We start from the raw sequence: 22,158 nt of genomic DNA, 5'->3' as shown, positions 1-22,158 counted from the left end.
TGACTCCCCAGAAGCGTACAGAAGTACGTGGCTGGGGTGAATGACAAATCTGTCAGGAACAGATTTGAACACCGCAAAGCGGTGGCCCGCAGGGCGAGGCTCATGGACGAGCCGAGTAACCAGCAGCTAACGCCGAGGCAATTTGAAGGATGAAGTATCAATGAATGCACAACGTTATGCGCGTATATGCGAAATGCTCGCCAGGCGTCAGCCTGATCTCACGGTCTGCATGGAGCAAGTCCACAAACCTCATAACGTTTCTGCAATCATTCGTACTGCAGATGCCGTTGGCGTCCATGAAGTCCATGCTGTCTGGCCCGGTAGCCGGATGCGCACCATGGCTTCCGCGGCGGCGGGCAGCAACAGTTGGGTACAGGTGAAAACGCACCGTACCATTGGCGATGCGGTAGCCCATTTGAAAGGACGGGGAATGCAGATTCTGGCAACCCATCTTTCTGATAAGGCCGTGGACTTTCGCGAAATTGATTACACGCGCCCGACCTGTATTCTGATGGGTCAGGAGAAAACCGGTATTACTCAGGAAGCATTAGACCTGGCGGATCGGGATATCATCATTCCTATGATCGGCATGGTACAGTCGCTGAACGTTTCCGTCGCCTCCGCGCTCATTCTTTATGAAGCCCAGCGCCAGCGACAGAACGCGGGCATGTATCTGCGTGAAAATAGTATGTTGCCAGAAGATGAACAGCAGCGCCTGCTGTTTGAGGGCGGTTATCCGGTGCTGGCGAAAGTCGCTAAACGTAAAGGTCTGCCTTATCCTCGCGTCAATCAGCAGGGCGAAATCGACGCCGATGCTGACTGGTGGGCGACGATGCAGGCGGCAGGGTAATCATCATGTCAGGCCGCTTGCTAGACGCTGTTCCGCTTAATTCCCTGACAGGCGTAGGCGCAGCGCAAAGCAGCAAACTGGCCAAAATCGGCCTGCATACCGTCCAGGATTTGCTATTACACCTTCCCCTGCGTTACGAAGACCGTACCCATCTCTACCCGATTGGCGAACTGCTGCCTGGCATCTACGCCACCGTTGAAGGTGAAGTGCTGAACTGTAACGTCACTTTCGGCGGTCGTCGAATGATGACCTGCCAGATTAGCGACGGTTCCGGCATTCTTACCATGCGTTTTTTCAATTTTAACGCGGCGATGAAAAACAGCCTGGCGACGGGGCGGCGCGTACTGGCCTACGGGGAAGCGAAGCGCGGCAAGTATGGCGCAGAGATGATCCACCCTGAATATCGCCTGCAGGGCGATCTCAGCACGCCGGAGCTTCAGGAAACGCTCACCCCCGTCTATCCGACCACCGAGGGCGTGAAGCAAGCGACACTGCGCAAGCTTACCGATCAGGCGCTGGAGTTGCTCGACACCTGCGCCATTGCCGAACTACTGCCGCCGGAACTGGCGCAGGGGATGATGAGTCTGCCGGAGGCGCTACGTACCTTGCATCGCCCGCCGCCGACGCTCCAGCTCGCCGATTTAGAAACCGGCAAACACCCGGCGCAGCGACGGCTTATTCTTGAAGAGCTACTGGCGCACAATCTTAGTATGCTGGCGCTTCGCGCAGGCGCGCAGCGCTATCACGCTCAGCCGCTAAGTACAAACGATACCTTAAAACAGCAACTATTAGCGTCGTTGCCGTTTAAACCCACAGGCGCTCAGGCGCGGGTGGTGGCAGAGATCGAGCGTGATATGGCGCTCGATGTGCCAATGATGCGTCTGGTTCAGGGCGACGTGGGTTCCGGTAAAACGTTGGTTGCGGCGCTTGCCGCCTTGCGCGCTATTGCCCACGGTAAGCAGGTCGCGCTGATGGCGCCGACCGAACTGCTGGCGGAGCAACATGCGAATAACTTCCGTAACTGGTTTGCGCCGCTCGGCGTAGAGGTCGGCTGGCTAGCCGGTAAGCAGAAAGGCAAAGCGCGCGTGGCGCAGCAAGACGCTATAGCCAGCGGACAGGTGCAAATGGTGGTAGGCACGCACGCCATTTTTCAGGAGCAGGTGCAGTTTAATGGGCTGGCGCTGGTGATTATCGATGAGCAGCACCGCTTTGGCGTCCACCAGCGTCTGGCATTGTGGGAAAAAGGCCAGCAGCAGGGCTTTCATCCGCATCAGTTAATTATGACCGCAACGCCCATTCCGCGCACCCTGGCGATGACCGCGTATGCCGATCTCGATACCTCAGTGATTGACGAACTACCGCCGGGCCGTACCCCTGTCACTACCGTTGCTATTCCGGATACCCGTCGCCATGAAATCATTGATCGTGTGCGCAACGCCTGCACAACCGAAGGCCGTCAGGCCTACTGGGTATGTACGCTGATTGAAGAGTCCGACCTACTGGAAGCGCAGGCGGCGGAGGCCACCTGGGAGGAGCTCAAGCTGGCGTTACCGGAGTTGAATATTGGCCTGGTACATGGCCGCATGAAACCCGCCGAAAAACAGGCCGTTATGCAACGCTTTAAGCAGGGTGAAATGCATCTGCTGGTCGCCACCACGGTGATTGAGGTGGGGGTCGATGTTCCTAACGCCAGCCTGATGATTATTGAAAACCCGGAACGACTGGGCCTGGCGCAGTTACACCAGCTCAGAGGACGCGTTGGCCGTGGCGCGGTCGCGTCGCACTGTGTGCTGCTCTATAAATCGCCGTTGTCGAAAACGGCGCAGAAGCGTTTGCAGGTATTGCGCGACAGCAATGACGGCTTTGTGATTGCGCAAAAAGATTTGGAAATACGCGGCCCGGGGGAATTACTGGGCACCCGCCAGACGGGGAACGCCGAATTTAAAGTTGCGGATTTACTGCGCGATCAGGCCATTATTCCCGAAGTTCAGCGTATTGCCCGTCATATTCATGAACGTTATCCGCAGCAGGCGGCGGCGCTGATTGAGCGCTGGATGCCGGAAACTGAACGCTATTCTAACGCCTAGTGAGCACGGCGGCTTAAATGCCGCCGTACAAACCATTATTGCGCGAAAATCGGTAACAGCAGATACAGCTTAATCACCAGCGCATTGACGATATCGATAAAAAACGCGCCGACCATCGGCACGACCAGGAACGCCATATGCGAGGGGCCAAAACGGTCGGTAATCGCCTGCATATTGGCAATGGCGGTCGGCGTTGCGCCCAGGCCAAAACCGCAATGTCCCGCCGCCAGCACCGCCGCATCGTAGTTTTTCCCCATCATGCGCCAGGTGACAAAGATCGCGTATAGCGCCATGAAGATGGTCTGTACCACCAGAATCGCCAGCATCGGCAGCGCCAGCGACGCCAGTTCCCACAGCTTCAGGCTCATCAGCGCCATTGCCAGGAATAGCGACAAACTCACGTTCCCCAGCACCGAAACTGCACGCTCAAATACGCGATAAAAGCCCGCCAGCGCCAGACCATTGCTGAGGATCACCCCAACAAAAAGCACGCAAACGAAGACCGGCAGTTCAAGCACCGTTCCCGCCAGTAGCTGCGCTACGATTTTGCCCACCGTCAGACAGATAGCAATCAGGGCGATAGTTTCGATTAGCACCAGAGAAGTGATCATACGACCCACGTCCGGCTTTTCAAAGGCCGTCGGCACGGCCTGATCGTCAGGCATTCCATCCGGCGTGGTGGAGTGTTTTACCAGATAACGCGCTACCGGGCCGCCAATCAACCCACCCAGTACCAGGCCAAAGGTCGCACAAGCCATCGCAACTTCGGTGGCGTTGGCAAAACCATAACGTTCGATAAACAGCTTACTCCACGCCGCGCCGGTACCGTGCCCGCCGGACAGCGTAATCGATCCGGCAATCAGCCCCATTAACGGGTCCAACCCCAGCAGACTCGCCATGCCGATACCGATGGCATTCTGCATCAGCAGTAATCCGACCACGACGATCAGGAAGACGCCAACGACGCGTCCCCCTTTCCGCAGGCTGGCAAGGTTGGCGTTAAGGCCGATCGTCGCGAAAAACGCCAGCATCAGCGGATCGCGTAGGGTCATATCAAAGTTGACCTCCCAACCGACGCTTTTTTTCAGCACCAGCAGCGCAATAGCGACCAGTAACCCACCCGCCACCGGTTCCGGAATCGTATATTTCTTCAGTAAGGAGACAGACTGGACCAGCTTGCGACCCAGTAGCAGCACCAGCGTGGCGGCGACAAGGGTCGATAAGGTATCGAGTTCAAACATTTAAAGCTCCTGTAGTGCGCTGTGACATGTGCGCACAAATCATTTCCTGAGTCAGTTTTTTAGCTCTTTGCGAGTCGTCGGCATGGATTTTAAGCAGAAAAAGGCAAAAAGTTATATAAAAAGGTGCATTTATCTTTTTTAAATATTAAGAATATTCGCTCGCAATCGTTTGCTTTTACCAGCCGGTCAGATAAAATCACCGCTTTTCCACCACGAGAATGTCCCTGATGTCCGTTAACGCCATCGAGTCGGCAGATGCGCAACCGGTTGCGCAGACGCAAAACAGCGAATTGATTTACCGCCTTGAAGATCGCCCGCCGCTCCCTCAAACCCTTTTTGCCGCTTGTCAGCATCTGCTGGCCATGTTTGTCGCGGTAATCACGCCAGCGCTATTAATCTGCCAGGCGTTGGGTTTACCGGCGCAGGATACGCAGCACATTATCAGCATGTCGCTGTTCGCCTCCGGCGTAGCCTCTATTATTCAAATTAAAGCGTGGGGGCCGGTAGGATCGGGGCTGTTATCCATCCAGGGAACCAGTTTTAACTTTGTCGCTCCACTGATTATGGGCGGTACCGCGCTGAAAACCGGCGGCGCGGACGTCCCGACGATGATGGCGGCGCTGTTCGGCACGCTGATGCTGGCAAGCTGCACCGAGATGGTGCTTTCACGCATTCTACATCTGGCACGCCGGATTATCACGCCGTTAGTCTCCGGCGTAGTGGTGATGATTATTGGCCTGTCACTGATTCAGGTGGGGCTAACCTCCATCGGCGGCGGCTATGCCGCCATGAGCGACAACACCTTTGGCGCACCGAAAAACTTGTTGCTGGCCGGCGTCGTCCTGGCCATTATCATCCTGCTGAATCGGCAGCGTAATCCCTACCTGCGCGTGGCTTCTTTGGTTATCGCCATGGCGGCAGGCTATCTTTTGGCCTGGTTTATGGGCATGTTGCCTGAAAACAACGCGCCGATTTCACAGGACATCATCATGGTGCCGACTCCGCTGTATTATGGTCTGGGCATTGACTGGAACCTGCTACTGCCGTTGATGCTGGTCTTTATGATTACCTCGCTGGAGACCATCGGCGACATCACCGCCACGTCTGATGTCTCCGAGCAGCCGGTATCCGGCCCCTTGTACATGAAGCGGCTAAAAGGCGGCGTACTGGCTAACGGCCTGAACTCCTTTGTTTCAGCGGTATTTAATACGTTTCCGAATTCCTGTTTCGGTCAGAACAACGGCGTAATTCAGTTGACCGGCGTCGCCAGTCGCTATGTGGGATTTGTCGTCGCGCTGATGCTGATTGTGCTCGGCCTGTTCCCGGCGGTAAGCGGTTTTGTGCAGCATATCCCGGAACCGGTGCTCGGCGGCGCCACGTTAGTGATGTTTGGCACCATTGCCGCCTCCGGGGTGCGTATTGTCTCGCGTGAGCCGCTGAACCGCCGCGCGATTCTGATTATCGCCCTATCGCTGGCCGTGGGTCTTGGCGTCTCGCAACAGCCGCAGATCCTGCAGTTCGCGCCGGAATGGGTGAAAAATCTGCTCTCATCCGGAATTGCCGCTGGCGGCATCACGGCCATCGTTCTGAACCTGATTCTCCCGCCGGAAAAACCGTAAAAACCCTGCGGCGGCGACCCGATTCGCCGCCGCTGTAACGCTCTTTCACCATTCCTGTCTTGAGGATTGCACGCAAATCGTGCATAAATCCCCTATGTGCATTTCACGGGATGGAAGACCATGAAATTGATTGGGAGGTTGCTTCTCTACGTGCTGATCGCCTGTTTAGTGGTGATTTTCGGCTTTTATTTTCTGCTGCAAACGCGCTGGGGCGCAGATCACGTCAGCAACTGGGTATCAGAGAACAGCGGTTATCACCTCACATTCGACGTGATGGATCATCGTTTTTCCGCCCCATCCCATCTTTTACTGGAGAATGTGACCTTTGGTCGTGATGGTCAGCCTGCTACCCTGGTCGCGAAAACCGTAGATATCGGTCTGAGCATTCGCCAGTTAACCGCGCCACTGCATGTCGACACGATTCTGTTACAGGACGGCACGCTGAATATTTCAGTGCAAACCGCGCCTTTCCCGTTTGAGGCCGACCGCCTGCAACTTCGCAATATGGCGCTCAATAGTCCCGGCAGCGAATGGCGGTTGAGCGCCCAGCGCGTTAACGGCGGCATTATGCCCTGGCGCCCCGAAGCCGGTCAGATATTAGGCAATAAAGCCCAGATTCAACTGAGTGCCGGTTCGCTGACGTTAAACGACGTTCCCGCCACTAATGTGCTTATTGAAGGCAGTATCGACCATAATCAGGTGATGTTAAACACCGTCGGCGCCGATATGGCGCGCGGAGCGTTGACTGGCGTCGCCCGGCGTAATGCTGACGGTAGTTGGGTCGTTGAAAATCTGCGGCTGAATGATATTCGGTTACAAAGCGATAAATCCCTGAGCGAGTTTTTCGCGCCGCTTACTACGGTTCCATCTTTGCAGATTGGTCGACTTGAAGTGACGGACGCCAGCCTGCAAGGGCCAGACTGGGCAGTCACCGATCTTGACCTGAGTTTGCGCAATCTGACTCTGCGCAAAGAAGACTGGCAAAGTCAGGAAGGTAAATTATCGATGAACGCCAGCGAGTTTATTTACGGCTCGCTGCACTTTCTCGATCCGATCCTGAACGCCGAATTTTCACCACAGGGCGTTGCGCTACGCCAGTTCACCACCCGCTGGGAAGGCGGTATGGTCAGAACTTCCGGCGCCTGGTTACGCGAGGGCAAAGCGCTTATTCTGGACGATACCGCTATCGCCGGGCTGGAGTATACGCTACCGGAAAACTGGAAGCAGTTATGGATGAAGCCGTTGCCTGACTGGTTGAACAGCCTGACGCTGAAAAAATTCAGCGCCAGTCGCAACCTGGTGATCGATATCGACCCGGCCTTCCCGTGGCAAATCACCGCCCTGGACGGCTACGGCGCGAACCTGGAACTGGTACAACATCATCAATGGGGCGTCTGGAGTGGTAATGCGACTCTAAACGCCGCAGCGGCAACCTTTAACCGCGTGGACGTGCGCCGCCCGTCGCTGTCGTTGACGGCCAATGCCAGCACGGTCAATATCAGCGATCTGAGCGCATTTACTGGAAAAGGGATACTGGAAGCCACTGCCAGCGTATCGCAACTTCCGCAGCGTCAGACGCAAATCAGCCTGAACGGACGCGGCGTACCAATGGATGTGCTACAGCAGTGGGGCTGGCCGGCATTACCGATTGCTGGTGATGGCAATATTCAGCTCACGGCCAGCGGCAATATTCAGGCCGATGTGCCGTTGAAGCGGACGGTAAACGGGCAATTACACGCGGTCAACGCACAAAAGCAGCAGATAACGCAGACGATGCAAGCGGGCGTGGTGTCCGGCGGGGAAGTTACGTCAACGGAGCCAGCGCTGTAATTGAGGGCTTGCCCGGTGGCGGTGGCGCTTACCGGGCTTACGGTTCTGGCACATTTGTAGGCCGGATAAGCGCAGCTCACAGCGCCATCCGGCGATTCAAATTTAAAGCGTAATCACCACCTCATTTCCCTGCGGGGTGACCACTACGCCCAATTCACTTCCCGCATATGAACCGCATTTGGTACCGCTAATCTGCGTAATATTACGCAGACACAACGTCCAGTTGCGCGCCTCACCTTCGCCGCTCACCGTAATGGTATTGCCTGTGCGTTTCGCCTTCAGCATAAAGATTGTCGAACCATCCATAGCAGGGACTTCGCAGACCGCTTCGCAGCCGTCATCCAGATGGAACAACTGGAAGGCCGTACCCTCATGCCAGGCGTAATCGGGCTTCTGGCTATTGTTGCCCAGCGCCAGTAGTGTATTGTCACGCACGTATACTGGCAGGCTCAGGAAGCCATGCTGCTGTTTATGCCAGCGGCTGCCCTGCACTTCATCGTTGCGCCACAGGTGCGTCCAGCGGCCTTCTGGCAGGTAGAACTCCACGTCGCCCGCTTCACTAAATACCGGCGCGACCATTACCGCCTCTCCCAGCATGTACTGGCGATCAAGATAATCACACGCCGGATCGTCCGGGAACTCCAGCATCATCGCCCGCATCATTGGCGTACCGGCTTCGTTGGCGCGCGCCGCTTCCCGATACAGATACGGCATCATCCGGCACTTCTGTTCGGTGAAGAAGCGCACCACGTCACAGGACTCGTCGTCATAAGCCCACGGGACCCGGTAGGATTTGCTGCCGTGCAGGCGGCTGTGGCTGGAGAGCAGCCCGAATGCGCACCAACGCTTATAGACATGCGCCGGCGCGGTATTCTCGAACCCGCCGATATCGTGGCTCCAGAAGCCAAACCCTGACAGGCCGATGGAAAGCCCGCCGCGCAGGCTTTCCGCCATCGATTCGTAGTTGGCGTAACAGTCGCCGCCCCAGTGTACCGGGAACTGTTGCGCGCCCACCGAGGCGGAACGGGCAAACAGCACGGCGTTTTCAACGCCTACGGTTTCTTTCAACACGTTCCACACCAGTTCGTTGTAGATGTAGGCATAATGGTTATGCATTTTTTGCGGATCGGTGCCGTCGAACCACTGGACATCGGTCGGAATACGCTCGCCAAAGTCGGTTTTAAAGCAGTCGACGCCAATATCTACCAGGCCTTTCAGCTTGTTGACATACCACTCGCAGGCTTGCGGGTTGGTGAAGTCGTAAATCGCCAGTCCAGGCTGCCATTTATCCCACTGCCACAAGGAGCCATCCGGGCGTTTAAGCAAATACCCTTTCTCTTTCAGCTCCCTGAAAACAGGTGACTTTTGCCCAATATACGGGTTTATCCATACGCAGACTTTCAGCCCTTTCGCTTTCAGGCGGCGAATCATCCCTTTCGGATCGGGGAAAGTCACCGGGTCCCATTCAAAATCGCACCACTGAAAAGCTTTCATCCAGAAACAGTCGAAGTGGAAAACATGCAGCGGCAGATTGCGCTCGGCCATGCCGTCGATAAAGCGGTTGACCGTCGCTTCGTCGTAATTGGTGGTAAACGAAGTGGTCAGCCACAGACCAAACGACCAGGCGGGCGGCAGCGCCGGACGCCCCGTAAATTGGGTATAGCGGTTGAGTACCGCTTTTGGCGTCGGGCCGTCGATGACGAAGTATTCCAGATACTCGCTCTCGACGCTGAACTGGACTTTGGAGACTTTCTCGGAGCCAATTTCAAACGACACGCACTGCGGATGATTCACCAGCACGCCGTAACCACGATTGGTCAGATAAAATGGGATATTCTTGTATGATTGCTCGGTGCTGGTGCCGCCGTCGCGGTTCCAGGTATCCACCGTCTGACCGTTGCGCACCAGTGCGGTAAAACGCTCGCCAAGCCCGTAGACGGTTTCGCCCACGCCGAGATCCAGACGCTCGAACATGTAGTTGCGCCCGCTGTTGGCGTCCTGCACATAGCCGTTATTTTTCAACTGGCTGCCGGTGATACGTACCCCGTTGCGCAGAAAATCCAGTGACCAGAACTCGCCTTTGGTGACGCGCACGCTCAGGCTGCCGCTCTTGAGTTCGGCAAATTCGGCGTTGTTCTGCATCTCCACGTTGATATCCTGCAAAACATTGAGCGGATAATGTGGACCATTATCCAAAGCGCCCTGGAAGTGTTCCATCCGTACACCTATCACTCCCTCCTGCGGCGAGGAAAAGCGCAGGGTAAACAACGGGGTATCCAGTTGCCAGGTTCGTTCGCGGACATCGCGCGGCGCGGCATAGACCACCATCTCATTCCCCTGTTGTTCAACGTCGAACACCTGAACCGGGTGAATCAAATTAAGGCCAGGCTGGATCAGCCAGTTTCCGTCGCTAATTTTCATGGTCTGTTCCTTTAGTTCTGCAATTCTTTATGGGTAAATTCTTGTTCGTTGCGGTGTGCCCCCTGCGCCAGTTGCTCCAGAATGGTTTTCAGGAACGGGCTTTTCAGGGTGTAGTAGCGTTTGGCGATCGCGGCGCTCAGCAGATAACAGATGGCCGGGACGATAGTGAACAGAGCGATGATGATGCTGATCGTGGCGCTGTTTTGCGTTTTCGCCGCCGCGTCGTAACCGCCGCCTGCCAGCATCCAGCCAATCAGCGCCCCGCCGAGGGCAAGACCCAGTTTCAGCACGAACAACGTGCCAGCAAAACTGATCCCCGTCAGGCGTTTGCCGTTACACCATTCGCCATAGTCGACGGTGTCAGACATCATCACCCACTGGATAGGCGTGACTAACTGGTGCAACACGCCAATCACGAAGATAAAGACGAACATAGCGATCGTGGCGTGCATCGGTACGAAGAACATCGCCACGCTGATTACTGCGAGCAAGGCGTTGGTCCACCAGAAAACGCTCACTTTGCATTTCCAGTCGGTCAACGGTTTTGCCAGCGCCGAGCCAATCAGGTTGCCGACGCAATAGGTGGTGAGGAAGGCGACAAACACGCCCGGCTTGCCCAATATCCAGGTGACGTAATACATCATCGCCCCGCCGCGCACGCATACCGCCAAAATATTCAGGATGGTGAGCAGGCCGACTATGCGCCACTGGTCGTTGTGCCAGATATCACGCAGGTCTTCACGCATGGAGGTATGGGTGGCAGGCGCTTCAACGCGCTCTTTGGTGGTAAAGAAGCAGAACGCCAGCATCAGGAACGCCACCACCGAGAGCACCGCGATACCCCCCTGGAAGCCCAGCGCCTTATTCTCACCGCCAATCAGTTTCACCAGCGGCATCATCAGTACGGTAGAGAGCATTCCGCCTGCCGTAGCCAGCACAAAGCGCCACGATTGCAAGGAGATACGCTGCGTCGGGTCATTGGTTATTACACCACCCAGCGCACAGTAAGGGATGTTGACCACAGTATACAGAAGAGTTAGCAACGTGTAGGTGATGACGGCATAAATCATTTTGCCGTTCAGACTAAGATCCGGCGTGCTATAAGCCAGCACACAGACGATGCCAAACGGCAACGCGCCAAACAGCACCCAGGGTCGGAATTTGCCCCAGCGGGAGCGGGTACGGTCGGCCAGTAGGCCCATGCAAGGGTCGGAGATGGCATCAAGCGCACGCGCCAGTAAAAACATGGTGCCGACAAAACCAGCGGGAATACCGAAAATATCGGTATAGAAGAACATCATATATAACATGACGTTATCGAAGATGATGTGGCTGGCGGCATCACCCATACCATAGCCAATCTTCTCCTTAACGGAGAGAATCTCACTTTTCATTACGCATCCTTAACGCTCACAACGCTCACTGATACCGGTTACAGTTCTTGTAAACCTTCCCTGCGAGCGCGAATATTCCGTTATTTGGTTATCAAATTACGATTCTTGTTTTCTGTGATCAGGGTAGCGCCAAAAAATGTGATGAAATGTAACTAATGGATTTTATGGGGATTTATATGAAACCGATCATGGCAGAACGAAAGGGAAGTTAAAAAAGCGCGGGAGGGGATGTGGAAACACCAGGAAGTAGCTATAATGCGCGCGCCTCCATGTAGCAATCGAGGCGCGGAAGATCGTCGTCTCCGGTGAGGCGGCTGGACTTCAAATCCAGTTGGGGCCGCCAGCGGTCCCGGGCAGGTTCGACTCCTGTGATCTTCCGCCAAAAATTTCGCGCAAAATTTATGAACCTAAAATTAGTCTTTTCTAATATAGAATTAAATTTTCACAACAAACATGAGCTCAAAGATAATGAAACCAAAATCAGAGACGTTATTTCATTTTACCAAAAGCAGTGATGTTTTAGAGGTAATATTAGAAGATGGCTTTTGGCCTCGTTTCTGCCTTGAAGACGTTAGTTGGCTTGGTTTTACTGAGTATGATTATGTAAGTTATCCTATGGTCTGTTTTTGTGATATTCCTTTATCACGAATATCTGAACATGTAGATTTTTACGGTAGCTTTGGATTAGGAATGTCGAAAGACTGGGCAGAAAAAAATGGATTAAATCCTGTATTTTATGTTTCAAGAAGCAGCGCAACTTCAAAAACATTAAGAAAACTAAATAATCCTATAATAAAGTTATCTGACGAAGACGACGTAAAAAAAGCTCAAAATACAATACGGTATATATATGCTTTTACAAAACCAACGAAAGGTGAAATGGTTGTGGATAATCAACCTGTTGGAAAAAATTTTTATCAAGAATCAGAGTGGCGCTATGTTCCAACTGACATAAAAATTACCCACCTGACGAGAGTAAATCATGAAAATGTAATAAAATTACAAAAAGCAAATGAAGCAACTAAAAAATCATCACTATTAAAATTCACTCCTAATGATATAAAATACATCTTTGTTAAGCAAGATTCAGATATACCACGTATAGTCAATTTTATACAATCCAAAATGGATAAATATCCAGCTTCAGATATAAAAATACTCCTTTCCAGAATAGTTTCTCTGGAAAGTTTAAGCGCAGACATATAAAAACGATATATTTCTAAATTTTCGACTGTGTCCTATGAAAAATTTTTGAACATATTCAGTCGAGCTAATTCCTTTCTTCCTAAACTTTTAAGTCAATACCCCAGACTCATCCCTTCGGCCTTCGCAGCAGCTTCAAATTGTGCCTTTAGCTCAGGCGTAATACGAATCTGAAAAGTAGGGTAGGGGCTTTCCCTGATTTTGACCGGTTCGGATCGCGTTTAGCGGTTGACATGTACGCACCTTAACACTCAATAACCTGAGTTTGAAACGCCCTCACCAGGTACTCGCAATACCGGGCGTTCATTCATTATGGGATATCGACCGCAAAGAAGGGGTAAAAGCACGCACAGCCTGACGCTGTCGGGAAAGTGCCTGCGCGAAGCCGGGCAACTGGTTAGCGTATAAGTGATGAGCAGGTGCATTGTCCTGATGGCCTGGGGCGACCAGGAGCAGAAGCTGCTTAGCGAACTGCAAGAAATGCAGCAGAAACTGAAAAGGATTGAAAAGGCGCTGGCGGCGGTTCACTCATCTTTATTCGAACCTGTAAGTCTTACTTACAGGTTCAGTTTAATGCTGGAGGAGGCTTATCCAGCCTACATGCCTGGCATCAGCGAATAGAGCCGTCTGGATAAAGATACATACCGCCCTCCAGATAAACAGGCTCCCCCTCTTCTACCGCTAAATTATCATATAGCGACCGCATTTCATCGTCTGCGCTTTCTTTTGGCTCATTTTCAACACGATAATAGGTATCCACATCATAATTCTGTTTACGAAGATCATCGTCACTGTAAACACCCAGCCGTTTTTTTAAGCCTGTTATATTAAATATCCATTTTAAGCCATCTTTAATATAGTAAGCATCCTCATAAGCATTCTCATCTGGACACTCTTTATAACCCATACGCAACGCAACAGCACTACCATGCTTACCAACATATTTATAACTCATAGATCCCCCTAACATATTACCTTTAATATCTTATATATAAATCATGAGAAAAACATATCCTGATAACCTATGCCACATGGAAGACAGGATTTTGTTCAATCTGTTCTCTATAATGGCTTGTAATATCAAAAAAAGCAGCACTCATTATGTAGGAATATTTTTCAATTTATTAAGAGTTATCTATGAAAAAATTATTTACGCCGATAGCGAACGCTTTTATCGATATAACTACATCATTTAGCGCACTTGCTTATCCAACCTACGTATTAAGCACTACTAAAAAGTCATGGCATTTATTACGATACCGTTCAGCCGATATCACTCTAAATAGTAGCCATACTTAATATAAGTACGCTTCCCTCTTAATATTTAAGCTACGCTTTATATTATTTAAATAGAACTAAGTTAATACTTAATTAACCTATTTCAAATTTATACTAAATAATTTTAAAACCATCTAGCAGAAATAATTAGTAATGATATAGTCTGTTTTTTCAATCAATAATCCTCACTGACATGTAAAGTAGAAACATTTATTCATAATATGAATATTGTTGTGACAGCAGATTAGCGTGAAAGTAAATCGACTGAAGGAGATGCCGATGAATATTCCTTCAGAAAAAACTCAATACGGTAATCCAGGATCGGCAACGGATTACTGTCATTAGCTTAACCCGGCGATTAATGACTTTAACACTGATAGTGATTGTCAGTGAAAGGCAACAACAAGGAATGAATTATGTCTACACCCGCGAATTTTAACGGTCAACGCCCTGCCATTGATGCTAACGACGCAGTAATGCTGCTGATCGACCACCAAAGCGGCCTGTTTCAGACCATCGGCGACATGCCGATGCCGGAATTACGCGCACGCGCCACGGCGCTGGCTAAAATCGCTACCTTATGTAATATGCCGGTCATTACCACCGCATCCGTACCACAGGGACCAAATGGCCCGCTGATTCCGGAAATCCATGCGAATGCGCCTCACGCGCATTATGTCGCGCGTAAAGGGGAAATTAATGCCTGGGATAACGCCGATTTTGTACAGGCGGTAAAAGCGACAGGCCGTAACACGTTGATCATTGCTGGTACTATTACCAGTGTCTGCATGGCTTTTCCAGCCATCAGCGCGGTCACGGAAGGGTACAAGGTATTTGCGGTGATCGATGCCTCCGGTACGTACAGTAAAATGGCGCAGGAAATTACGATGGCCCGCGTGGTGCAGGCTGGCGTAGTGCCGATGGATACCGCGGCGGTAGCATCTGAGCTGCAACGTACCTGGAATCGGGAAGATGCCGCAGAATGGGCGGATGTGTATACCAAAATATTCCCGGCCTATCAGCTACTGATTGAAAGCTATACCAAAGCGCAGGAGGTAGAAAAAAATAATGAACTGCTGGATTCTCAACGCGCATAAATAACGTCTTGAAGAGGCTAAATAGCCCCATTTAATGGGGCTATTTTATCTATCGCCTGTTTATTCTGCCTACAACCAGGTCGATGAACGCCGTACGACACGCTTAATCAAACACGCCATTAATAATCGCCGTGACCACCGCAGTACTGAGCGCGATCAACACCAGGTTATCCCCAACGATTTTCCACTCGTAGCCCGGATAATAAGGTAATTGTCCCAGCATAGACGCCGGCACCGTTTTTTTAGCGATTCCCGGCGGCAACGGTTTTCCTCTCGCCAGATTTTTCGCAACCCCCGGTGGTAAAGATTGATAGCCCGTCAGCCCTAAATTCACTGCCAGTTGCCTGGCGGCAACGTAGCTAATATCCGACTCGACGTGATCCGGTTTACCGCCATTTTTACGGTGTTCCGTTTTTTGCCCGGCGTTTCCTTTATATCCGTTGCCGTTATTACCCTGATTAGCCACGTTATTACCATGTCCGCCGCCATTGCCATTTCCCGGATTCGCCAGCACAGGCGTAGCGCTCAGGGAAAACGTAATCAAAGTCGCCAGGACGGCTGTTAAACCACGACGATTGTTCATGATATTGCCCTTTTGATGTGGGATACCATGAAAATAGCGCCCCGCCATAAAAAGAACAACTACATCGATTCTTATTTTAAGCGGGGTTCGCCAACAGCAGCTTATCGTATCCAGATAGTCAGTAGAATCAGGATGATTGCTATCAGGACAACCTGAAAAAAGATTTTGTCCAACCCTCTTTTTTGCATGGCGTCACCTCGTTATAAAACGATTTGCCAGAGGGCTAAAAACAACACCAACAGGCTAATCAGTAAAAATATTAGCGCGATGATTTTATCGGGTGAACGATTCATCTGTGCGCTCCTCAAACATCATTAAAACCATTGGCCAAAGCGTTTGATATAAAAGCGCTTCATGCCTTGCGCCACCAGACAGTAACTCAATAATGTCGCCACCAACCACGGGAAGTAGCTCAGTGGCAGCGGCTCCAGTCCAACCATCGCGCCTAAAGGTGAGAATGGAATATAAATGCCTATCGCCATAATCAAGCCGGTCGTCAATAATACCGGCAACGTCGCCCGGCTTTGGATAAACGGTATTTTCTGCGTCCTTAGCATATGCACGACCAGGGTCTGCGAGAGCAGACCCTCAATAAACCAGCCGGACTGAAAGAGCGCCTGCGCCTCTACGTTATTAGCCGCAAAGACGTACCACATCAGCGCAAAGGTTGTGATATCGAAAATAGAAGACGTTGGGCCAATCCATAGCATAAAACGACCAATATTTTTCGCGTCCCATTTACGCGGCTTACGCAGGAACTCTTTATCCATTTTGTCCCACGGCAACGACAACTGCGAAATGTCGTACATCAAATTCTGGATCAACAGATGAATCGCCAGCATCGGCAGAAACGGAATAAACGCGCTGGCTACCAGTACCGAAAAAACATTGCCGAAATTAGAGCTGGCGGTCATATTCAGGTACTTAATGATATTGCCAAAGGTTTCTCGCCCTTTGATAACGCCCTCCTCAAGGACCATGAGATCTTTTTCCAGCAGAATAATATCTGATGATTCTTTAGCAATATCGGCGGCGCTGTCGACGGAGATCCCCACATCCGCATCACGAAGCGCGGGCGCGTCGTTAATCCCGTCCCCAAGAAAACCAACGGTATGACCATTTTTCTGTAGCGCTTGCAAAATACGCGTTTTTTGTAACGGCGTCAGCCGGGCGAATACTGCGCGTTTCTCCACTTCAGACGCCAGTTCGGCATCTGACATCGCCTCAACCTGGGTTCCGGTCAGGATATCGTGCGTATCAATACCCACTTCCAGACAGATACGCGCCGTCACAACCGGATTATCGCCGGTGAGGACTTTGACCGCTACGCCGTTATCCCGCAACGCGGAAATGGCTTTTCCGGCGCTCTCTTTCGGCGGATCGAGAAAAGTGAGCATCCCTTCGATGGTAAGTGCGGTCTCATCCTCCACACGTAATGTCGGGTTGTTCCCGGAACCATCCAGCTTACGTGTCGCTATCAGCAATACACGAAATCCCTGCGCATTGTAATCTTCGGTTTTCGCCAGCAGCAGCTCGCGGCGCGTTTCCGTTAGCGCCACCACACGATCGCCTTCGCGAAGATGGGTAGCTACCATCAGCATCTCTTCGACAGCGCCTTTGCAGATCAGGGATCTGTCTCCATGCTGCACATCCTCCACCAGCACCGATACCCGGCGACGTACAAAGTCGAATGGCAGTTCATCAAGTTTAACGAAGCGCGCTTTTGTCGATGGTGCGATGCGGCCCTCGCCAAAACGCAATACAGCGCGATCCATCACATTCCGTGCGCCGCTCTGGCTGCTACTATTCAGCCAGGCCAGCATCAATACCCGGCTGCTTTTTACACCGCTCACATCCAGATGATGCTCCAGAAAAATATTGTCCTGGGTTAAGGTGCCGGTTTTATCCGTACACAACACATCCATCGCGCCGAAGTTTTGAATAGCGTTCAGGCGCTTGACGATCACTTTGCGCCGCGACATCGCAATCGCGCCTTTTGCCAGGTTAGAACTGACAATCATGGGCAACATTTCCGGCGTCAACCCCACCGCAACCGCCAGCGCAAACAGCGAAGCCTCTACCCAGTCTCCCTTACTGAAGCCGTTGATCAGCAGGACAACCGGCACCATGATCAGCATAAAGCGTATCAACAGCCAGCTCACGCTGTTGACTCCCCGATCGAAAGCCGTCTGGGTACGCGTACCCACAATGGATTTCGCCAGCGAGCCGAACCAGGTACGACTTCCCGTCGCGACGACAACCGCTTGCGCTCTGCCGCTGGTCACATTGGTTCCCATCAGACAGATATTGCCCAAATCCAGCAGGCTTTTATCTTTGTCAGGCAATTGCTCGCTGTCTTTACCCGCCACATCAGCCATAACATCATATTTTTCTACGGGTAATGATTCACCACTAAGAATTGACTGACTGATAAAGAGATCGCGTGACGCCAGCAGTCGGACGTCTGCGGGCACCAGATCGCCCGCCGCCAGCAAAACCACATCGCCCGGCACCAGCTCTTCAATGGGAATCTCTTCCTGCACCGCGCCTATATTGCCCGGCCCACGACGCAACACCGTGGCGGTGGTACGAACCATCGTTTTCAGCGCCTGTGCTGCTTTGTTAGTGCGAAACTCCTGCCAGAAACGCAATAACCCGCTCAAACTGACCATCGTCAGAATAATCAGCACGCCGGTGAGATCGGTCTCTTCGCCACGGCGTAACGGGAGCCAGTAATCAGTAACGAAACTGACCCCTGCCAGCGCCATCAGAACGTAAATAAACGGGTTATTGAATGCCTGCAAAAGCTGAACCAGCACCGGAGGAACCTGCTCATGCGCTACTTCATTGCGCCCATACACTTTCAGCCGTTGACCAGCCTCTTCCGTCGTGAGCCCCTGACGATGGCTGTTCAGCCGCGCCAGCGTCTGCTCCGGGCTATGAAAAGCTTCCGCTTCGATCGGAAATATTTTTTTATGCTGCTTATCATTTTCTGACGCCGGGCGATTGAGTTTCCGGTTTTCAATGTTCATGTCAGTCATGATGAATCCCCAAAATTAAGGTGTAGTGTTTCCTGCATATCACTCCCAGGGAATATTAAATTCACGATTTGAAGGTGAATGGCCCGGGAGAATTCTCTATGCATAAAAAAGGTTATTGCTCACTCACTATTTTGAGTGAGTTTTATTTTATAGTCTCGGGAATATCCATCATTCCCTCCTTATACGTCTGGCGTAATGTTGAAATTGAATAAACTATTATTGGTCGTCAATACTCCAGTGAATAGCGGTGATATTATCGTTATCACCTATTCTGGATATAATCAGTTCTCGCGTTTTACGATAATCAGCATGACCAACGAGCTCGGCATGAATTTCTTTATAACCCTGTTCTTGAGCGGGGACCGAACCTAACCCCTGTAAGCAAATCGCTGCCTCTTTTACGATATTCAGTAACCACTGACGAACCGCGCTCTCATCTTCTTTATTGCAGGTCACTTTCAGGATATAACGTTTTTCTTCCTCGGCGGATACCGGGAGTTGATTTATACGCTGCGCCGCTTCACGCAGTAAAATATTGGCGCAAAGAATAATGATCGTCGCCGCCAACGCATTTTTGAACTGCCCTAAGCCGCATAACACGCCGATGCCCGCCGAACACCATAGCGTTGCCGCGGTGTTCAGTCCGCGCACATTCATCCCTTCGCGCATGATGACGCCCGCCCCCAGAAAGCCAATACCAGAGACAATCTGTGCCGCAATTCTCCCGGGGCTGTCTGGCGATGTCGTCATGGAGCTCAGAATAAAAACGGCGGCGCCTGTCGCCACCAGCGCATTGGTGCGTAATCCCGCCATACGTTGACGCCATTGTCTTTCCGCACCAATCAGCGCGCCCAGCAGCATAGCGGTCAGTAAATTTGAAATATAAGGAAACATTAACATACGTTCCTCCATTTTTTCTGGAAGAATAATACGTGCTGTATTTAGCACACGACAAATTGCTACCCTGAGGCAATTAGCGTTGTGTTGACGGTGGAGGAAATAAAGCGTGTTTAAACATGAACATGACGATTACCTCGCGACAATGCGCGTGTTGTAACATTATTGGGATGACAATCGTCACAAGGGGAGATTGCTGCCCGCCGGTTCGGCAAGCAGCGCAGGAATAGCGTGCGTTAACTTGCCAGATGATTTACGTAAAAGTGACTGTCCAACATATTACTCCTGCATGAATTTGCGCTTATTATAGTCAGTCAATATGTTCCGTAAAGTGCAAAGGCGGGTTTAGTGACGATCTGTTTAAGTTTGTCTGATATTTTTTCTTATGACAAAAAAATGACAATATTATGTCGATAACAGGCTCGTCTGAAATCATTAAACAATAAATTCCTGCTTAATACCGACGATAGCTCTGTTATGATGCCCGCACGTAAAAAAATAAAACAACATGACGAGGAAAAAATGGGTTCCACCAGAAAAGGGATGCTAAACGTCCTGATTGCCGCCGTATTGTGGGGGAGTTCAGGCGTTTGCGCACAGTACATCATGGAGCAAAGCCATATGTCGTCACAGTTCCTGACGATGACACGTTTGTTATTCGCCGGGCTGATCCTGGTGACATTCTCCTTTATGCACGGCGATAAAATATTTTCGATTCTTAAAAACCGCAAAGATGCACTGAGTCTGCTGATTTTTTCCGTAGTGGGCGCGCTCACCGTTCAGCTAACCTTCCTGCTCACGATTGAAAAATCCAATGCCGCCACCGCGACAGTGCTGCAATTTTTATCGCCGACCATAATTGTAGCGTGGTTTGCATTAGCGCGAAGAACACGACCAGGCATTCTGGTCTTAACCGCCATTCTTACATCGCTGATCGGCACCTTTTTACTGGTGACTCACGGTAACCCAACGTCGCTGTCGATCTCTTCAGCCGCGCTGTTCTGGGGTATCGCCTCCGCGTTTGCCGCCGCCTTTTATACGACCTGGCCTTCCAGGCTAATCGCCCACTACGGCACGCTGCCAGTGGTCGGCTGGAGCATGTCCTTTGGCGGCCTTATTCTGCTGCCCTTCTACGCTAAAGAAGGAACGCACTTTGCGGTGAGCGGCAGCCTGATTCTGGCCTTTTTCTACCTGGTGGTGATCGGTACGTCGCTGACGTTCAGCCTGTATTTGAAAGGCGCGCAACTGATTGGCGGCCCCAAAGCCAGCATTTTAAGCTGCGCGGAACCGTTAAGCAGCGCCCTGCTGTCGCTGCTGCTGTTGGGGATTAGTTTTACCTTGCCGGACTGGCTGGGCACGCTGCTGATTCTCTCGTCAGTGATCCTGATCTCCCTCGATTCCCGTCGACGCGTGCGGGCCGCTTAACGCCGTTGATAAGCACGATTACCGGGCAAGTTTAATGGCGCTTTGCCTTAATCTCTTCGTCAGAAAGCCCGGTAATCATCAGCACCATCTCCCGATCGATCCCCTGTTCCAGCATCGTATGAGCAATACGCAAGGCCTCCTCCTGCTTACCTTGATGTATACCTTGATGTATACCTTGCTGTATGCCTTGTTGCACGCCTTCACGCTTACCTTTTCTGCGCCCCGATTCTCGTATTCTGTCTACGATCGTCATTAATCTCTCCTTGTGTTGGGGAACATGACGCGCCACCTCGCGGATAAACTTGCCAAAACGAGGCGAACTGCCATGCTGTATTAGCAAATAATTAAACAGCGTTTTTAGCTGACTGTCATTAGCGTTTCCCGTAATCAGAAGTACCGCTAAGCACTCGACCAATCCCATCAGGTCGCGCTGACGTATATGCTTTTGTACCAGCTCCAGCATCGCGATACGTCGATGCTGCATAATCTCGTTATCCGGCACCACCGTAATGTCTACCAGTGGAAATGCCGTAGCATAAAGCTGACGCGCCAGTGCAGGATCGTCAAACTCATCCAGCCAGCAAAGCGAAAAGGGATACGGGCTTTTCGCGCCATGGTAAAACAGCATGGGAATCACCAGCGGTAACGTTTTATGGCCAGCATCCAGATGGCGCTGCATCGCGGCAGTCGCGTAACGCATTAACCGGAACGCCATATGCGCGTCCGGCGTACTCTGATGCTCTATAACGACATAGATATAACCGTCGCCTTCACACGTTTTTAGCGACCAAAGGACGTCGGAATAAAACGCGCGTAAATTTTTCTCGATAAAACTGTCCGGCGCCAGTTTCAACGTCGTCAGATCGCAACGTATTCTTAGCGAATGGGGAAGATGAATATTGAGAAAATCCCGCGCGGTATCCGGATGGCGTAAAAACGTTTTGAATACCGCATCATGAGGCGTGGACGTGGGGCTTTTTTTCATGGCGATCCGTCACCTGAGGAATAAGATGACGCAACTGTACTCGCCAGAAATACAGACAGCATTCAGGAAAATTTAACCCTGCGAGGAGGCTCGAAAGGGAATAACTGACGGCTGCAATACGTACATTTTTGCCCAGCCCGCTACGCATTATCACCCGGTAGCGTAACGCTGACCGGGCCTACAAATACACGTCATCTGTAGACCTGG

18 protein-coding genes, 1 tRNA gene and 1 pseudogene are annotated in these 22,158 nt (G+C 51.6%); 9 read left to right on the top strand and 11 right to left on the bottom strand.

The window, feature by feature from the left end:
* Positions 1 to 160 precede the first annotated feature (160 nt).
* Together trmH and recG are read left to right on the top strand one after the other, a co-directional pair.
* Positions 161 to 850: a tRNA (guanosine(18)-2'-O)-methyltransferase TrmH gene (trmH, locus tag AC3G3F_RS09640; RefSeq protein ID WP_000993815.1), complete on the top strand. Its 690-nt coding sequence runs from the start codon at positions 161 to 163 to the stop codon at positions 848 to 850.
* A 5-nt stretch (positions 851 to 855) separates the two neighbouring features.
* Complete coding sequence (recG, locus tag AC3G3F_RS09635; RefSeq protein WP_079795986.1) at positions 856 to 2,937, top strand: ATP-dependent DNA helicase RecG; 2,082 nt, start codon at positions 856 to 858, stop codon at positions 2,935 to 2,937.
* 35 nt (positions 2,938 to 2,972) lie between these two features.
* Here the strand turns inward: recG and gltS are convergent, their stop codons facing one another.
* Entirely contained in the window at positions 2,973 to 4,178 is a 1,206-nt protein-coding gene (gltS, locus tag AC3G3F_RS09630; protein WP_000462243.1) for a sodium/glutamate symporter, read from the bottom strand.
* Positions 4,179 to 4,405: 227 nt separating this feature from the next.
* Between gltS and xanP the strand changes: the two genes are divergently transcribed.
* The gene (gene xanP, locus AC3G3F_RS09625; RefSeq protein WP_053509297.1) at positions 4,406 to 5,797 is read left to right on the top strand and encodes a xanthine/proton symporter XanP; all 1,392 of its coding nucleotides are present in this window, start codon (positions 4,406 to 4,408) and stop codon (positions 5,795 to 5,797) included.
* Between the two features lie 120 nt (positions 5,798 to 5,917).
* On the top strand, positions 5,918 to 7,627 hold the full coding sequence (locus AC3G3F_RS09620; protein WP_053509296.1) for an AsmA family protein: 1,710 nt from the start codon (positions 5,918 to 5,920) through the stop codon (positions 7,625 to 7,627).
* A gap of 102 nt (positions 7,628 to 7,729) precedes the next feature.
* Here the strand turns inward: AC3G3F_RS09620 and yicI are convergent, their stop codons facing one another.
* Positions 7,730 to 10,048, bottom strand: a complete 2,319-nt coding sequence (gene yicI / locus AC3G3F_RS09615) for an alpha-xylosidase (protein WP_053509294.1) — start codon at positions 10,046 to 10,048, stop codon at positions 7,730 to 7,732.
* Between the two features lie 11 nt (positions 10,049 to 10,059).
* Positions 10,060 to 11,442, bottom strand: coding sequence for a glycoside-pentoside-hexuronide family transporter (locus AC3G3F_RS09610; RefSeq protein ID WP_063389916.1), 1,383 nt, complete (start codon positions 11,440 to 11,442; stop codon positions 10,060 to 10,062).
* Positions 11,443 to 11,729: 287 nt separating this feature from the next.
* Here AC3G3F_RS09610 and AC3G3F_RS09605 point away from each other — a divergent pair.
* Together AC3G3F_RS09605 and AC3G3F_RS09600 are read left to right on the top strand one after the other, a co-directional pair.
* Positions 11,730 to 11,824, top strand: a tRNA-Sec gene (locus AC3G3F_RS09605).
* A gap of 86 nt (positions 11,825 to 11,910) precedes the next feature.
* On the top strand, positions 11,911 to 12,648 hold the full coding sequence (locus tag AC3G3F_RS09600; protein ID WP_070803452.1) for an abortive infection system antitoxin AbiGi family protein: 738 nt from the start codon (positions 11,911 to 11,913) through the stop codon (positions 12,646 to 12,648).
* A gap of 92 nt (positions 12,649 to 12,740) precedes the next feature.
* Here AC3G3F_RS09600 and AC3G3F_RS09595 read toward each other — a convergent pair.
* Positions 12,741 to 12,880, bottom strand: a pseudogene (locus tag AC3G3F_RS09595) (toxin-antitoxin system HicB family antitoxin).
* Between the two features lie 197 nt (positions 12,881 to 13,077).
* Here AC3G3F_RS09595 and AC3G3F_RS09590 point away from each other — a divergent pair.
* Positions 13,078 to 13,266, top strand: a complete 189-nt coding sequence (locus AC3G3F_RS09590) for a hypothetical protein (protein WP_070803453.1) — start codon at positions 13,078 to 13,080, stop codon at positions 13,264 to 13,266.
* On the opposite strand, the gene AC3G3F_RS09585 is transcribed toward AC3G3F_RS09590, so the two are convergent.
* A complete protein-coding gene (locus tag AC3G3F_RS09585) occupies positions 13,256 to 13,600 on the bottom strand; it encodes a hypothetical protein (protein WP_070803454.1) in 345 nt (114 codons plus the stop codon). The genes AC3G3F_RS09590 and AC3G3F_RS09585 overlap by 11 nt on opposite strands.
* A gap of 739 nt (positions 13,601 to 14,339) precedes the next feature.
* Here AC3G3F_RS09585 and AC3G3F_RS09580 point away from each other — a divergent pair.
* Positions 14,340 to 15,020: a hydrolase gene (locus AC3G3F_RS09580; protein WP_023247265.1), complete on the top strand. Its 681-nt coding sequence runs from the start codon at positions 14,340 to 14,342 to the stop codon at positions 15,018 to 15,020.
* Positions 15,021 to 15,123: 103 nt separating this feature from the next.
* Here the strand turns inward: AC3G3F_RS09580 and cigR are convergent, their stop codons facing one another.
* The 5 genes from cigR to AC3G3F_RS09555 all read right to left on the bottom strand — a co-directional run bounded on the left by cigR (position 15,124) and on the right by AC3G3F_RS09555 (position 19,556).
* Positions 15,124 to 15,603: an anti-virulence regulatory inner membrane protein CigR gene (gene cigR, locus AC3G3F_RS09575; RefSeq protein ID WP_053509286.1), complete on the bottom strand. Its 480-nt coding sequence runs from the start codon at positions 15,601 to 15,603 to the stop codon at positions 15,124 to 15,126.
* A gap of 101 nt (positions 15,604 to 15,704) precedes the next feature.
* A complete protein-coding gene (gene mgtU / locus AC3G3F_RS09570) occupies positions 15,705 to 15,791 on the bottom strand; it encodes a magnesium transporter protection protein MgtU (RefSeq protein WP_252997328.1) in 87 nt (28 codons plus the stop codon).
* A gap of 12 nt (positions 15,792 to 15,803) precedes the next feature.
* Complete coding sequence (gene mgtR / locus AC3G3F_RS09565; RefSeq protein ID WP_001082119.1) at positions 15,804 to 15,896, bottom strand: protein MgtR; 93 nt, start codon at positions 15,894 to 15,896, stop codon at positions 15,804 to 15,806.
* A gap of 21 nt (positions 15,897 to 15,917) precedes the next feature.
* A complete protein-coding gene (gene mgtA / locus AC3G3F_RS09560; RefSeq protein WP_053529949.1) occupies positions 15,918 to 18,644 on the bottom strand; it encodes a magnesium-translocating P-type ATPase in 2,727 nt (908 codons plus the stop codon).
* A 216-nt stretch (positions 18,645 to 18,860) separates the two neighbouring features.
* A complete protein-coding gene (locus tag AC3G3F_RS09555) occupies positions 18,861 to 19,556 on the bottom strand; it encodes an MgtC family protein (protein WP_079813776.1) in 696 nt (231 codons plus the stop codon).
* Positions 19,557 to 20,063: 507 nt separating this feature from the next.
* Here AC3G3F_RS09555 and AC3G3F_RS09550 point away from each other — a divergent pair.
* Complete coding sequence (locus AC3G3F_RS09550; RefSeq protein WP_023247261.1) at positions 20,064 to 20,966, top strand: carboxylate/amino acid/amine transporter; 903 nt, start codon at positions 20,064 to 20,066, stop codon at positions 20,964 to 20,966.
* A 31-nt stretch (positions 20,967 to 20,997) separates the two neighbouring features.
* Here AC3G3F_RS09550 and AC3G3F_RS09545 read toward each other — a convergent pair whose 3' ends face one another.
* Positions 20,998 to 21,951 (bottom strand): Rpn family recombination-promoting nuclease/putative transposase, encoded by a 954-nt coding sequence (locus tag AC3G3F_RS09545; RefSeq protein WP_488394890.1) that lies wholly within the window; start codon positions 21,949 to 21,951, stop codon positions 20,998 to 21,000.
* Between the last annotated feature and the right edge of the window lie 207 nt (positions 21,952 to 22,158).

It is taken from the genome of Salmonella sp. FC25216 (assembly GCF_057751355.1).
The sequence above is the reverse complement of the archived record's forward strand: the minus strand, read 5'-3'. Positions and strand labels throughout refer to the sequence as shown.

Bases quoted from the DNA above. Each gene is read 5' to 3' on its own strand.
- trmH (WP_000993815.1), top strand. From the start codon at position 161: ATGAATGCACAACGTTATGCGCGTATATGCGAAATGCTCGCCAGGCGT.
- AC3G3F_RS09580 (WP_023247265.1), top strand. From the start codon at position 14,340: ATGTCTACACCCGCGAATTTTAACGGTCAACGCCCTGCCATTGATGCT.
- AC3G3F_RS09555 (WP_079813776.1), bottom strand. From the start codon at position 19,556: ATGGAGGAACGTATGTTAATGTTTCCTTATATTTCAAATTTACTGACC.
- AC3G3F_RS09585 (WP_070803454.1), bottom strand. From the start codon at position 13,600: ATGAGTTATAAATATGTTGGTAAGCATGGTAGTGCTGTTGCGTTGCGT.
- AC3G3F_RS09545 (WP_488394890.1), bottom strand. From the start codon at position 21,951: ATGAAAAAAAGCCCCACGTCCACGCCTCATGATGCGGTATTCAAAACG.
- yicI (WP_053509294.1), bottom strand. From the start codon at position 10,048: ATGAAAATTAGCGACGGAAACTGGCTGATCCAGCCTGGCCTTAATTTG.
- mgtA (WP_053529949.1), bottom strand. From the start codon at position 18,644: ATGACTGACATGAACATTGAAAACCGGAAACTCAATCGCCCGGCGTCA.
- AC3G3F_RS09610 (WP_063389916.1), bottom strand. From the start codon at position 11,442: ATGAAAAGTGAGATTCTCTCCGTTAAGGAGAAGATTGGCTATGGTATG.
- AC3G3F_RS09600 (WP_070803452.1), top strand. From the start codon at position 11,911: ATGAAACCAAAATCAGAGACGTTATTTCATTTTACCAAAAGCAGTGAT.
- xanP (WP_053509297.1), top strand. From the start codon at position 4,406: ATGTCCGTTAACGCCATCGAGTCGGCAGATGCGCAACCGGTTGCGCAG.
- mgtR (WP_001082119.1), bottom strand. From the start codon at position 15,896: ATGAATCGTTCACCCGATAAAATCATCGCGCTAATATTTTTACTGATT.
- AC3G3F_RS09550 (WP_023247261.1), top strand. From the start codon at position 20,064: ATGGGTTCCACCAGAAAAGGGATGCTAAACGTCCTGATTGCCGCCGTA.
- AC3G3F_RS09590 (WP_070803453.1), top strand. From the start codon at position 13,078: ATGGCCTGGGGCGACCAGGAGCAGAAGCTGCTTAGCGAACTGCAAGAA.
- recG (WP_079795986.1), top strand. From the start codon at position 856: ATGTCAGGCCGCTTGCTAGACGCTGTTCCGCTTAATTCCCTGACAGGC.
- mgtU (WP_252997328.1), bottom strand. From the start codon at position 15,791: ATGCAAAAAAGAGGGTTGGACAAAATCTTTTTTCAGGTTGTCCTGATA.
- gltS (WP_000462243.1), bottom strand. From the start codon at position 4,178: ATGTTTGAACTCGATACCTTATCGACCCTTGTCGCCGCCACGCTGGTG.
- AC3G3F_RS09620 (WP_053509296.1), top strand. From the start codon at position 5,918: ATGAAATTGATTGGGAGGTTGCTTCTCTACGTGCTGATCGCCTGTTTA.
- cigR (WP_053509286.1), bottom strand. From the start codon at position 15,603: ATGAACAATCGTCGTGGTTTAACAGCCGTCCTGGCGACTTTGATTACG.